General features: G+C 72.3%; 13 protein-coding genes. 11 read left to right on the top strand and 2 right to left on the bottom strand.

Features of this window, described 5'->3' with window-relative positions; all coding sequences use genetic code 11:
• The first annotated feature begins 86 nt into the window (after positions 1–86).
• The 4 genes from GLX25_RS05795 (at position 87) to GLX25_RS05810 (ending at position 4,773) form a co-directional block, all read left to right on the top strand.
• Positions 87–578 carry a GNAT family N-acetyltransferase gene (locus GLX25_RS05795; RefSeq protein ID WP_155841343.1) on the top strand — a complete coding sequence of 164 codons (492 nt, stop codon included), beginning with the start codon at positions 87–89 and terminating at the stop codon, positions 576–578.
• A 117-nt stretch (positions 579–695) separates the two neighbouring features.
• Positions 696–3,590, top strand: coding sequence for an FtsK/SpoIIIE family DNA translocase (locus GLX25_RS05800; protein WP_155841344.1), 2,895 nt, complete (start codon positions 696–698; stop codon positions 3,588–3,590).
• A 20-nt stretch (positions 3,591–3,610) separates the two neighbouring features.
• Complete coding sequence (pgsA, locus tag GLX25_RS05805) at positions 3,611–4,213, top strand: CDP-diacylglycerol--glycerol-3-phosphate 3-phosphatidyltransferase (protein ID WP_155841345.1); 603 nt, start codon at positions 3,611–3,613, stop codon at positions 4,211–4,213.
• A gap of 38 nt (positions 4,214–4,251) precedes the next feature.
• Positions 4,252–4,773 carry a CinA family protein gene (locus GLX25_RS05810; RefSeq protein WP_155841391.1) on the top strand — a complete coding sequence of 174 codons (522 nt, stop codon included), beginning with the start codon at positions 4,252–4,254 and terminating at the stop codon, positions 4,771–4,773.
• A gap of 21 nt (positions 4,774–4,794) precedes the next feature.
• On the opposite strand, the gene GLX25_RS05815 is transcribed toward GLX25_RS05810, so the two are convergent.
• Together GLX25_RS05815 and GLX25_RS05820 are read right to left on the bottom strand one after the other, a co-directional pair.
• Positions 4,795–5,484: a response regulator gene (locus GLX25_RS05815; RefSeq protein ID WP_155841346.1), complete on the bottom strand. Its 690-nt coding sequence runs from the start codon at positions 5,482–5,484 to the stop codon at positions 4,795–4,797.
• Complete coding sequence (locus GLX25_RS05820; RefSeq protein WP_271192598.1) at positions 5,481–7,151, bottom strand: ATP-binding protein; 1,671 nt, start codon at positions 7,149–7,151, stop codon at positions 5,481–5,483. The genes GLX25_RS05815 and GLX25_RS05820 overlap by 4 nt, the downstream gene beginning before the upstream one ends.
• A 188-nt stretch (positions 7,152–7,339) precedes the next feature.
• Between GLX25_RS05820 and GLX25_RS05825 the strand changes: the two genes are divergently transcribed.
• From GLX25_RS05825 to GLX25_RS18480, 7 genes are all read left to right on the top strand, one after another.
• Complete coding sequence (locus tag GLX25_RS05825) at positions 7,340–8,407, top strand: Bug family tripartite tricarboxylate transporter substrate binding protein (protein ID WP_240898170.1); 1,068 nt, start codon at positions 7,340–7,342, stop codon at positions 8,405–8,407.
• A complete protein-coding gene (locus tag GLX25_RS05830; protein WP_166548492.1) occupies positions 8,404–9,006 on the top strand; it encodes a tripartite tricarboxylate transporter TctB family protein in 603 nt (200 codons plus the stop codon). Before GLX25_RS05825 ends, GLX25_RS05830 begins: the two co-directional genes overlap by 4 nt.
• Positions 8,999–10,588 (top strand): tripartite tricarboxylate transporter permease, encoded by a 1,590-nt coding sequence (locus GLX25_RS05835; RefSeq protein WP_155841347.1) that lies wholly within the window; start codon positions 8,999–9,001, stop codon positions 10,586–10,588. The genes GLX25_RS05830 and GLX25_RS05835 overlap by 8 nt, the downstream gene beginning before the upstream one ends.
• Before the next feature lie 145 nt (positions 10,589–10,733).
• Positions 10,734–11,048 (top strand): helix-turn-helix domain-containing protein, encoded by a 315-nt coding sequence (locus GLX25_RS05840; protein WP_155050770.1) that lies wholly within the window; start codon positions 10,734–10,736, stop codon positions 11,046–11,048.
• Positions 11,049–11,112: 64 nt separating this feature from the next.
• Positions 11,113–11,349 carry a DUF3046 domain-containing protein gene (locus tag GLX25_RS05845; protein WP_166548493.1) on the top strand — a complete coding sequence of 79 codons (237 nt, stop codon included), beginning with the start codon at positions 11,113–11,115 and terminating at the stop codon, positions 11,347–11,349.
• Positions 11,350–11,629: 280 nt separating this feature from the next.
• Positions 11,630–12,697: a recombinase RecA gene (recA, locus tag GLX25_RS05850; RefSeq protein WP_155841348.1), complete on the top strand. Its 1,068-nt coding sequence runs from the start codon at positions 11,630–11,632 to the stop codon at positions 12,695–12,697.
• 13 nt (positions 12,698–12,710) lie between these two features.
• A partial coding sequence (locus GLX25_RS18480; RefSeq protein WP_420837641.1) for a hypothetical protein occupies positions 12,711–13,040 on the top strand: 330 nt, incomplete at its 3' end.

The raw sequence follows: 13,040 nt of genomic DNA on the forward strand, positions 1-13,040 counted from the left end.
GGGTCGTCTCCGGGCACGGGCGACGGATGCCGCGGCATCCGTCGCCTCGAAACACCGCCGTAACAGGCGCCGCGTACCCTCCGGTCATGGCGGCCTTCACCATCAGGTCCGCGCTCCCCGCGGACGGCGGCTTCCTCGCCGACATGGTCGTCGAGGCGGCGAACTGGCGAGCGGATGCCACGCGCCCGCGCCCGGTCGTCCTGGCCGACGCGACGCACGCCGCGTACATCTCGGGGTGGCAGCGCCCCGCCGATCGGGGCGTCGTGGCGGTCGACCCGGAGGGGCGCCCGGTGGGCGCCGCGTGGTACCGCCTGTTCGGCGCCGACCGGCCGTCGATGGGGTTCGTCGCGACCGGCGTCCCCGAGCTCATCATCGGCGTGAAGCCGCTGTGGCGGGCGCAGGGCCTCGGGCGTGCGCTGCTGCGGGCGCTCACGGAGGATGCGCGCGCGGGCGGCTACGCGCGCCTGGCGCTCTCGGTCGAGCACGGGAACTTCGCGCACGACCTGTACCGGTCGGAGGGCTTCTCGGTCGTCGCCTCGGCGGCGGGGCGCGACACCATGGTGCGACTGCTGCGCTGACCTTCGTCGACCTTCGACCGACGTCGCCCGGCGGCCAACATCCCGGCGGCCGTCGACTGCGCCGACACTCGACCCGCTTGCCGTGCCGCGTCGGCGGCGGGCCGTAACGTTGGGCGCATGGCTACGAGCACCAGGTCGAACGGTCGCGCCTCCGGCGCGTCCGGGCGCTCGTCGACGCGCAACGCGCCCACGAAGAAGCTGCCGGCGAAGGGCACGTCGACGCGATCGGCGCGCAGCACGCCGCCGAAGACCGACCGACCGGGGGTCCTCGTCCGCGCCTGGATGGGGCTCGCCCACCTGACCGGCGGCGCGGCGCGCGCCCTCGGCCCCGAGACCCTCGCGAAGGAGGAGCGCCGCGACGGCCTGCCCTTCTTCCTCGTCCTCCTCGCGGTGTCGGGCGCGATCGTCGAGTGGTTCTTCATCAACGACCCCGTCGCGCAGACGCTCGACGCCTACACGTTCGGCGGGCTGTTCGGCCGGGTGGCGTTCGCCCTGCCGGTCGTGATGCTGATGTTCGCCGTCTGGCTGTTCCGGCACCCGAGCTCGGTGCACGACAACACGCGCATCGGCATCGGGCTCGGGATGCTGCTCATCACCGTCTCGGGGCTCTGCCACCTGTTCGGCGGTCAGCCGTCGCCGAGCGAGGGGATGCCGGTGCTCGCCGGCGCGGGCGGCATCCTCGGCTGGATGCTCGCCGAGCCCCTGATCCTCCTCATCACCGAGGTCGGAGCCGGCGTCGTGCTGGCACTGCTGGTGGTGCTCTCACTCCTCATCCTCACCAAGACGCCGCCGAACCGGATCCCGCAGCGCTTCCGCGAGCTGTACGCGTGGCTGTTCGGGTCGCTCGAGGGCGAGGCCGACGACGCGGCGCCGAACAGCGCGTCGGCCGAGGCGAAGCCGAAGGGCCGGTCGAAGCGCGGCCGCTCCGAGCAGGTCGAGCTCGACGGCATCGACGACGAGGCGCCCGCCGGCGGGATGCTGCCGTGGTGGCGCCGCAATGCGTCGAACCGCGAGGAGGATCCCGAGTTCGCCGATGCGGGCGGCGACGGCATCACCGAGGTCTTCGGCGAGGGGTCGGCGGTCGGCAGCTTCGACACGCCCCTCGAAGGGGTCCGCCCGGCCGACCCGTACGGTGCGGGCGTCATCGACGACCTCGAGCGTGCGGAGTCCGCGCTCCAGAAGTTCACGGGCGAGGTCGCCGGCAGCGGCACCGGCCTGCGGGGCGACGACGCCGGGGCGACCGAGGTGCTCGCGCCCGCGGGCGCTGCGGCCGGGCTCGTCGCCGGAGCCGCGGCGGGCGACGCACCGACGACGGCCGGCCCCGCGGCATCCGTCGACGACGCGGGCGACGACCTGCCCGACCGGCCGTATCACCTGCCCTCCTCGTCCACGCTCGCGGCGGGCGCGCCCGCGAAGACCCGCTCGGCGGTGAACGACGAGGTCGTGCGGCAGATCACGGGCGTGCTCGAGCAGTTCGGCGTCGACGCGAAGGTGACCGGCTTCTCGCGCGGGCCGACGGTCACGCAGTACGAGATCGAGCTCGGGCCGGGCGTCAAGGTCGAGCGCGTGACCGCACTGTCGAAGAACCTCTCGTACGCGGTCGCGTCGAACGAGGTGCGCATCCTCTCGCCGATCCCCGGCAAGTCGGCGATCGGCGTCGAGATCCCGAACGCCGACCGCGAGACGGTCACGCTCGGCGACGTGCTCCGCTCGGGCGCCGCGGTGAACGCGAAGCACCCGATGACGATCGGCGTGGGCAAGGACGTCGGCGGCGGCTACGTCGTCGCGAACCTCGCGAAGATGCCGCACCTGCTCGTGGCCGGCTCCACGGGCTCGGGAAAGTCGAGCTTCGTCAACTCGATGATCACGAGCCTGCTCATGCGCGCCAAGCCCTCCGAGGTGCGGATGGTGCTCATCGACCCGAAGCGCGTCGAACTCGCGCCGTACGCCGGCGTGCCGCATCTCATCACGCCGATCATCACGAACCCCAAGAAGGCGGCCGAGGCGCTGCAGTGGGTCGTGAAGGAGATGGACATGCGGTACGACGACCTCGCGTCGTTCGGGTTCCGCCACATCGACGACTTCAACGCGGCCGTCGTCAACGACGAGATCAAGCTGCCCGCGGGCAGCGAGCGCAAGCTCAAGCCGTACCCGTACCTGCTCGTCGTGGTCGACGAGCTCGCCGACCTCATGATGGTGGCCCCGCGCGACGTCGAGGATTCGATCGTCCGCATCACGCAGCTCGCGCGCGCGTCGGGCATCCACCTCGTGCTCGCCACGCAGCGTCCGTCGGTCGACGTCGTCACGGGCCTCATCAAGGCCAACGTGCCGTCGCGCCTCGCGTTCGCGGTCACGAGCGTCACGGACTCCCGAGTCATCCTCGACCAGCCGGGCGCCGACAAGCTCATCGGCCAGGGCGACGCGCTGTTCCTGCCGATGGGCGCGTCGAAGCCGATCCGGGTGCAGGGCGCCTGGGTCACCGAGACCGAGATCGACCGCGTCGTGAAGCACGTGACCCGGCAGGCCCGCCCCGAGTACCGCAAGGACGTCGAGGCGGCCGTCGAGAAGAAGGAGATCGACTCCGACATCGGCGACGACCTCGAGCTGCTGCTGGCGGCGGCCGAGCTCGTCGTCTCCACGCAGTTCGGGTCGACGTCGATGCTGCAGCGCAAGCTCCGCGTCGGGTTCGCCAAGGCGGGCCGCCTCATGGACCTCCTCGAGTCGCGTGAGATCGTCGGTCCGTCCGAGGGCTCCAAGGCCCGCGACGTGCTCGTGACGCCCGAACAGCTGCCGGGCGTGCTCGCGAAGCTGCGCGGCGAGGAGCCGGCGGCGCCGGCCGCGCCCGCGGCATCCGCCCCGCCGGCGCCTGCTGCGGCCGCGCCCGTCGCGTCCGCGTCGCCCGACGACGTCGACGACCGATACGACGACCCCGTCGGCCGCATCCCCGAGGGCATGGAAGAGGTCGAGGCCGACGGCGACGAGGACGCCTGGGGCCTCACCGGCCGCGACTGACCGACGGCTAGGCTGAGGCCATGACCGATGCCGTCAGCCGTGATCGCAGCTCGAACTGGAACCTCCCGAACGCGATCACGATCGTCCGGATCGTCATGGCGCCGATCTTCTTCTGGCTGCTGCTCGCCGACGGCGGCGCCGACGGATCGATGCGGTGGTGGGCGGCGGTCATCTTCATCGTCGCGATCTCGACCGACTGGGTCGACGGGCACCTGGCGCGCTCGCGCGGTCTCGTCACCGACCTCGGGAAGATCCTCGACCCGATCGCCGACAAGCTGCTCACGAGCGGCGCGCTCGTGTGCCTGTCGATCCTCGGCGAGCTGTGGTGGTGGGTGACGATCCTCATCGTCGTCCGCGAGGTCGGCATCACGGTCTGGAGGCTCGTCGAGCTGCGCCGCGGCACCGTCGTGCCGGCCTCCTCGGGCGGCAAGGCGAAGACGTTCGCGCAGGCGATCGCGATCTCGCTCTTCCTGACCCCGCTCTGGACGATCGTCGGCGACTGGATCTTCTGGGTGAACTGGGCGGCGATGGCGGTCGCGCTCGTGCTCACCGTCTGGTCGGGCCTGCTGTACGTGCGCGACGCGATCCGGCTCGCGCGCGAGCACCGGGCCGAGTCGACGTGAGCCCGCTCGGTGGGTGACGTGCCGTGAGCGACGAGCGGATGGCGCCCGCCGCCGGCGACGCGCCGGCCGACCCGGCCGCTGAGCTCATCGCCGAGCTCACGCGGAGGGGCCTGCGCATCGCGGTCGCCGAATCGCTCACGGGTGGACTGGTGACCGCCGAGATGACCCGCATCCCCGGCGCATCCCTCGCCGTGAGCGGCGGCATCGTCGCCTACGACACCGGTGTGAAGCGCTCGCTGCTCGGAGTGCCCGCCGACCTGCTCGCCGCGGAGGGCGCCGTGCACCCCGAGGTCGCCCGGCGGATGGCCGACGGGGTGAGGCGCGCCCTCGCGGTCGATGAGCGCCCGGCCGACGTCGGCCTCGCGACCACGGGCGTCGCCGGACCCGACCCGCAGGACGGCAAGGCGGTCGGCACGGTCTACGTCGGCGTCGCGACGGCCGACGGAACCGAGGCGATCACCCTCGATCTCGCCGGGGTGGGCGGGCGCGACGCCATCCGTGCGGCGACCGTGCGGGCCGCGATCGACGCGGCGCTCGCGCGCGTGCGCGAGCGGAGCTGATCGCCACCACCGTGCCCCGCGTCAGCGCGACGGCATCCGGTATCGGTGCTCCGGCCGGCCCGCACTCCCGTACCGCGGCGCGACCTCGGCGGCGCCGCTCGCCACGAGGTGCTCGAGGTAGCGGCGCGCGCTCACACGCGACATCCCGAGCGCCTCGGCGATCTCGGCGGCGGATGCGTCGGCACGGCACGCCGCAAGGCTCGCGGCGACACGGTCGAGGCTGACCTGCGACAGTCCCTTCGGCAGGGCGACCCGGCGCATCGTGCTCGTCGTCCCGCCGAGGATGCGGTCGACACCGTGCTGGTCGAGCGCCCGCGCAGGCGCCGCACGGTCGGCGGCGATGCCGCGGCGGACGTCGTCGAGTCGTTCGACCAGGGTCGCGGCGGAGAATGGCTTGACGAGGTAGTGCCGCACGCCGAGCAGTCGGGCCTGTCGCACGGTGTCGAGATCGCGCGCAGCCGTCACGGCGATGACCTCGACCTCGTCGCCCGACGCGCGAAGTCGGCGCAGCACGTCGAGGCCGCCGAGATCGGGCAGGTAGACGTCGAGGAGCACGAGGTGCGGCCGGTGCCGCTCGATCGCCTCGAGCGCGGCCGCTCCGGTGTGCGCCTCCGCGACGACCGCGAAGCCCGGCTGGGCGTCGACGAACGCCCGGTTGACCTGCGCGACGGCGAAGTCGTCGTCGACGATGACCACGCGGATCCCGCTCATCGCCGACCTCCCGCAGCCGGCGTTGCCGTGGCATCCGTCTCGGTCGGGCGTTTCGGCGCCGCTTCGGCCGATGTCGCGCCCGAACCCCACGGCAGCCGCACGACGAATCGCGCGCCACCGGCGGGCGACGCGTCGACGGCCACGCCGCCGCCGGCCCGCGCCGTGACGCGCTGGACGATCGTGAGCCCGATGCCGCGCCGCGCCTTGCCGGGTGCCGGTGCCTTCCCGCTGACGTCGGGCTCGAAGATCGCGGCGCGCCGCTCGGGAGGCACGCCCGGCCCGTCGTCGTCGACGCGGACGACGACCGTTCCAGGCTCGAGGTCGTCCCGGATCGACAGCTCGATGCGCCCGCCCAGCACGCACGCCTCGATCGCGTTGTCGACGAGATTGCCGACGACGGTCACGAGGTCGGTGCGTTCGCGAGCGTCGGTGGTCGCGTCGAGGTGGGACTCGACGTCGACGTCGAAGGCGAGCCCGAGTTCACCCGCGCGCGACCGCTTCGCGAGCACGAGCGCGGCGGTCTCGACGTCCGCGATGCCGTCGTGGTCGCCGAGCGTGGAGAGGGCGCCGCCGCTGCCGACGCGTTGGATGAACGCGATCGCCGCATCGACGTGGCCGAGTTCGAGCAGCCCGCTGACGACGTGGAGCTTGTTGGAGAACTCGTGCGACTGCGCGCGCAGCCCCTCGGCGAGGCCCTGTGCGCCCTCGAGCTCGCGGAGCATGGTCTCGAGCTCGGTGCGGTCGCGCAGGATCGCGATCGAGCCGACCTCCCGGCCCTCGACGCGGACCCGATCCCCGTGCACGAGGAGCACCCGCTCGCCCGAGAGCACGGGCGCCTCACGGTCCTCACCCGAGGCGATGAAGCGCGCGAGGTCGCGGTCGAGCACCTCCTCGACGGGCAGCCCGAGGACGCGATCGGGGGCCTCGACGTCGAGCAGGCGCGCCGCGGCGTCGTTCATCAGCACGATGCGGCCCCGGTCGTCGACCGCGACGATGCCCTCCCGGATGCCGTGCAGCATCGCCTCGCGCGTCTCGAGCATCGCGCGGATCTCGTCGGGCTCGAGCCCGTAGATCCGGCGGCGGATGACGCGGCCGATCCACGCGGACCCGACGACGCCGACGAGCGCCGCCACGGCGAGCGCGCCGAGGAGCCCGCCGAGCCCGCCGAGGAAGTCGGCACGCAGCTCGGACTCGAGGATGCCGACCGACACCTGCCCCATGACGTCGCCGTCGTCGTCGAAGATCGGCACCTTCACGCGCCACGATTCGCCGAGCGTTCCGGTCTGCGTGCCGACGTAGACCTCGCCCGACAGGGGGATCGTCGGGTCGGTCGAGACACGCTCTCCGATGCGGTCGGGATTGGGATGCGAGTAGCGGATCCCGTCGACGTTCGCGACGACGACGTACGTGACGTCCGACGCGTTCCGGATCACCTCGGCGACCGGCTGGATCGTCGCGGAGGGGTCCGGGTCGTCGAACGCGCCGCGGATGACCGGCAGCCCGGCGACGGACTGGGCCACCGCGATCATCCGGTCCTGGTAGCCCTCGCGCAGCTGGCGCTCCTGGATGAGCATCGCAGTCACGCCCGTGCCGACGACGGTCGTGAGCACGATCGCGACCTGCAGCAGCAGCAGCTGCATGCCCAGCGTCATCCTCGACCGGCCCACCCCACCAGTGTGACGCACGGGCGCGCACCCATCTCCCGCGGGGCCGTGACCAATACGACCGAATCGACCGCAACGACCAGTACGACCCGTACGACCGCAACGTTCCGCCGGGTCGCGCCGCCGCCCTACCGTCGACGGCACCGACGATCGTCGGCCCGGCGACGGCGCCGGGCACTCAAGGAGGAGCATTGCGATCACACAGCCGGCCGACCCCCTCGGCCACCCCTCATCGGATCCGGAACGCGGCCGCGCGTGCGGCGCTCGCCGGCCTCGGCGTCACCGCACTGGTCGGGCTCGCCGGATGCAGCGCGTCGACCGCCACCGCGGGCGGCGACGGGTCGGATGCCGCGGCATCCCTCGACGCGGTCAACCTCATCGCTCCCGCGGACCCGGGCGGCGGCTGGGACCAGACGGCCCGCGCGCTCTCGCAGGTGCTGACCACGGAGGGACTCGTCGGATCGGCGCCGGTCCAGAACATCGGCGGTGCCGGCGGCACCGTCGGCCTCGCGGCGCTCGCCAACGAGAAGGACCCGGCCACGCTCATGGTCACGGGCCTCGTCATGGTCGGCGCGGTCGAGACGAACGCCTCGCCCGTGCGCATCGAGGACATGACGCCCATCGCGAAGCTCACCGAGGAGGCGCTCGTGCTCGTCGTGCCGGCGTCCTCGCCCTACGAATCGGCCGAGGACCTCGTCGACGCCATCGTCGACGAGGGCGCGGCGATCGCCGTCACGGGCGGGTCGGCGGGCGGGGCCGACCACATCCTGGCGGGCATGCTGCTCACCGAGGCGGGCGTCGATCCGGCCGACATCCCGACGACGCTGAACTACATCCCGAACTCGGGCGGCGGCGAGGCCGTCACGATGCTCCTCGGCAACACGGTCCAGGCGGGCATCTCAGGCGTCGGCGAGTTCGCCGAGCAGATCGCCGCGGGCGAACTCCGCGCCCTCGCCGTCTCGTCGCCCGAGTCGGTCGAACTGCTGCCCGACGTGCCCACCCTCGTCGACGAGGGCTACGACGTGACCCTCACGAACTGGCGCGGGCTGATCGCCCCCGGCGGCCTCGACGAGGCCGACGTCGAGGCGCTCAGCACGCTCGTGACCGAGCTGCACGACTCCGACGCATGGGCCGCCACGCTCGAGGAGAAGGGCTGGGCCGACGCGTTCCTCACGGGCGACGAGTTCACCGAGTTCCTCGACGGCGACATCGCCGAGGTGACGCAGACGCTCGAGACGATCGGCCTGGTCGCACCGTGACCGAGTCGTCCCCGGTTCCCCTCGGCGCGACCGCGCCGGGGGGAACCCCCGATCCCGCGACCGGCGCGCCCGCCGACGGCGCCGCCGACGGGCGCGCCGGTCCCGGCCTCGCGGGGGAATACGCCTTCGCGGCCGTGAGCGCCGCACTCGGCGCCTACGCGATCATCGGCGCGGGGTTCATCCGGGTGCCGCCGGGCTCGGCGAGCGTGCTCGGTCCCCGCGCATTCCCGTACGCCGTCGGGGTGCTGCTCCTCGTGGCATCCGTCGCCGTCGTCGTGCAGATCGCACGCGGCCGCCGCGGCGTGCCCGACGACGGCGAGGACGTCGACCCGGACGCCCCGACCGACTGGCTCACGGTCGCGAAGCTCGTCGCGATCTTCCTCTCGCAGCTCGTGCTCATCGAGTCGGCGGGATGGCCCGTCGCGGTCGCGGTGGTGTTCGGAGGCGCGGCGATCGTGCTCGGTGCGAAGCGCTGGTGGATGGCGCTCCTCATCGGTCTCGGCCTCGGACTCGTCACGCAACTCGTCTTCGGCGCCTGGCTCGGGCTGTCCCTGCCCGCCGGCCCGCTCCTCGACTGGATCCCGATCTTCCATGGATAGCCTCACCGCACTGCTCGAGGGGTTCGCCACCGCGCTGCAGCCCCAGTACCTCCTCATCGCGCTCTTCGGCGTGTTCATCGGCACCGCCGTCGGCGTGCTGCCCGGCATCGGTCCGGCCATGACGGTCGCCCTGCTGCTGCCCCTGACCTACACGCTCGATCCGACCGGCGCGCTCATCCTCTTCGCCGGCATCTACTACGGCGGCATGTACGGCGGGTCGACGACGTCGATCCTGCTGAACACGCCGGGGGAGTCGGCCTCGATCGTCACCGCGCTCGAGGGCAACCGGATGGCGAAGGCCGGCCGGGGCGCGGCGGCGCTGGCGACCGCGGCGATCGGGTCCTTCGTCGCGGGCACGGTCGCGACCGTCCTGCTGACCTTCCTCGCACCGGGCATCGCGAAGCTCGCCGTCCAGCTCGGCCCGGCGGACTACTTCGCGCTCATCGTCGTCGCCTTCCTCACGGTCGGCGCGCTGCTCGGCTCGAGCGTGCCCAGGGGGCTCGTCTCGCTGGGCCTCGGCCTGCTGCTCGGGCTCGTCGGCACCGAGGTGCTCTCGGGCCAGCAGCGCTACACGCTCGGCGTCCCGAGCCTCGCCGACGGCATCGACGTCGTGCTCATCGCGGTCGGGCTCTTCGCGCTCGGCGAGACGCTCTTCGTCGCTTCACGCCTGCGTCACGGCCCGGTGCGGGTGATCCCGGTGGCACGCGGATGGCGCAGCTGGCTCACGCGCGACGATCTCCGCCGCTCGTGGAAGCCGTGGCTGCGCGGCACCGCGATCGGGTTCCCGATCGGCACCATCCCGGCGGGTGGGGCGGATGTCGCGACCTTCCTGTCGTACGCCACCGAGCGCCGGCTGGCGAAGGGTCCGTCCCGCGCGCAGTTCGGGCGCGGGGCGATCGAGGGCGTGGCGGGACCCGAGTCGGCGAACAACGCCGCCGCCGCCGGGGTGCTCGTCCCGCTGCTCACGCTGGGGCTGCCGACCACGGCGACCGCCGCGATCATCATCTCGGCGTTCCAGTCGTACGGCATCCGCCCCGGGCCGCTGCTGTTCGAGACCCAGTCCGGGCTCGTGTGGGCGCTCATCGCGAGCCTCTACATCGGGAACGTGCTGCTGCTCGTGCTCAACCTGCCGCTCGTGGGCATGTGGGTGAAGGTGCTGCGCATCCCGCGTCCCTACCTCTATGCGGGCATCCTCGCGTTCGCCGGGCTCGGGGCGTACGCGCTGCACTTCAACGTGTTCGACACGCTCACGCTCCTCGTCGTCGGCATCGTCGGGTTCCTGATGCGCCGCTACGGGTACCCGGTCGCGCCGATGGTCGTCGGCGGCATCCTCGGACCCATGGCCGAGGAGCAGCTCCGCAAGGCGATGGCGATCAGCCAGGGCGACCTCGCGTACCTCGTGCACAGCCCGTTCGCGATCGCCGCGTACGCGACGCTCGCCGTGATCGTCGTGACGGGCATCTGGCTGAAGCGGCGCAAGGCCCGGCTCGAGGCGTCGCCGGCGCTGGTGCCGACGGGTGCCGTCGCCGCGGTCGAGATCGCCGACGCTCCCGCGGACGCGGCGACGCGCGACCGGGAATAGTCCACGTGAACACCCTGTTACAGGTGTCGGGTTCAGAGCAAAACACCAGTGACCAACGGTAGGCTCGGTGAACGGGAAGAGGCGTTAGACTGACCTCCCCGTACCGGCCCCGGTCGGGTCGCAAGGTGAGACGAGGGAGGTTCCGATGGTTCTGGTTCGACAGGAGATCGGCGACGTGCTGAGGGACTTCCGCCTGCAGAAGGGCCGGACCCTCCGCCAGGTCGCCAGCAAGGCGAGCGTCGCGCTCGGCTATCTCAGCGAGGTGGAGCGCGGCCAGAAGGAGGCCTCGAGCGAGATCCTCGCGTCCGTCGCGGACGCGCTCGACACTCCCATCTCCGTGATCATGCACGAGGTCGGCGACCGCATCGCGGTGCTCGAGGGGCTCAACACCCCGGCAGTGCCCGACAGCCTCCCCGACGAGCTGGTGGCGGAGTTCGACGCGGACATGATGGTCCGCTGATCCACAGATCCACTCGAACGGCCGGTCCTCGTGACCGGCCGTTCGCACGTTCCGGAGGTCATCGGTGAAGCGCAGCGAGTTCGCGCTGGCGGTCGAGCAGGAGTTCGGCCCCGGCTACGGGGACGTCGTCGTGAACGACCTCGTGCTCGTCGAGCTCGGCAACCGCACCGCGCGCGAGGCGCTCGCGGCCGGCCTCGCGCCGCGCGACGTGTGGTTCGCGCTGTGCGCGGCGACGGATGTCCCGGAGGAGCGGCGTCACGGCGTCGGGCGTCCCGAGCCGGGTGAACGACCCTCCCGGTAGGCCGCTGCGCACAGGCCGGGACCGCGTCCGAAGACCCGTTCGACACGCCGTGGCGCGTGTCGAACATCCGTTCGGATGCTGCGTTAGGCTCCTCAACAGCAGGAGGGACGACGCGTCCATCCACAACCCGAGCCCCCGGGCGACGGATGTCGGTGGCCGGCCGTACGGTCGGAGGCGTCGGAACACACCGCAAACGCCTTGTCGCGAGACGTGCCGGGTCACGGCCTGGCACGCGGAACGACAGCCTAGAGGCAGCCGTCACCACCACGAAGGAGCACCGATGCCATCACCCGCAGACCGCGAGAAGGCCCTCGAGACCGCACTCGCCCAGATCGACCGCCAGTTCGGCAAGGGCTCGGTGATGCGCCTCGGCAGCGAGGAGCGCGCACCGGTCGAGATCATCCCCACCGGTTCCATCGCACTCGACGTCGCGCTCGGCGTCGGCGGCCTGCCGCGCGGCCGCATCATCGAGATCTACGGGCCCGAGTCGTCGGGCAAGACGACGCTGACCCTCCACGCCATCGCCAACGTGCAGCGCGCGGGCGGCATCGCGGCGTTCATCGACGCCGAGCACGCGCTCGACCCCGACTACGCCAAGAAGCTCGGCGTCGACATCGACTCGCTGCTCGTCTCGCAGCCCGACACGGGTGAGCAGGCGCTCGAGATCGCCGACATGCTGATCCGTTCGGGCTCGATCGACCTCGTGGTCATCGACTCCGTGGCCGCGCTCGTGCCGCGCGCCGAGATCGAGGGCGAGATGGGCGACTCGCACGTCGGCCTCCAGGCGCGACTCATGTCCCAGGCGCTGCGCAAGCTCACCGGTGGCCTCAACCAGACCAAGACGACGGCGATCTTCATCAACCAGCTCCGCGAGAAGATCGGCGTGTTCTTCGGCAGCCCCGAGACGACCGCGGGCGGCAAGGCGCTGAAGTTCTACGCGTCGGTGCGCCTCGACATCCGTCGCATCGAGACCCTGAAGGACGGCTCCGACGCGGTCGGCAACCGCACGCGCGTGAAGGTCGTGAAGAACAAGATGGCCCCGCCCTTCAAGCAGGCCGAGTTCGACATCCTCTACGGCGTGGGCATCTCGCGCGAGGGCAGCCTCATCGACTACGGCGTCGACCAGGGCATCGTGAAGAAGTCCGGCGCCTGGTACACCTACGACGGCGACCAGCTCGGCCAAGGCAAGGAGAACGCCCGCAACTTCCTCATCCAGAACCCCGACATCGCCGCCGACATCGAGAAGAAGATCCTCTCGAAGCTCGGCATCGGCCAGGCCGGCGGTGCGCCGGCGGCCGCGGCGCCGTCCAACGTCGAGTCGATCGCGGCGAAGCGCAAGGGCGCCTGAGTCGGCGGTACCGATGACCGATCAGCGGAACGAGCGACTCGCGCCGGTCACCTACCTGCCATGGGTGGCGCCGTCGGAGGAATCCGACGGTGCCGCCCGCCGCGGGGCGGGAACGGCGCCCGCTGCGGCGGGGCCGCCCACGGCAGCGCCCGTCGGGCGCGATCGCGACACCGCGCGGCCGGGCGCCGCGCGGCCGGACTCGCAGCGTCGCAGCACGGGCCTCCGTGGCGCCGCGACCGAACGGGTCCCGTCGGCGGATCCGGATGAGCCCGAGACCGGCCCGGAGCGCGACGACCGCATCGACCGGCTGATCGTCTCGCGTTTGCGTCGCTCGTCGCTGTCG

It is taken from the genome of Agromyces luteolus, assembly GCF_009729855.1.
Classification (GTDB): Bacteria; Actinomycetota; Actinomycetes; order Actinomycetales; family Microbacteriaceae; genus Agromyces; species Agromyces luteolus.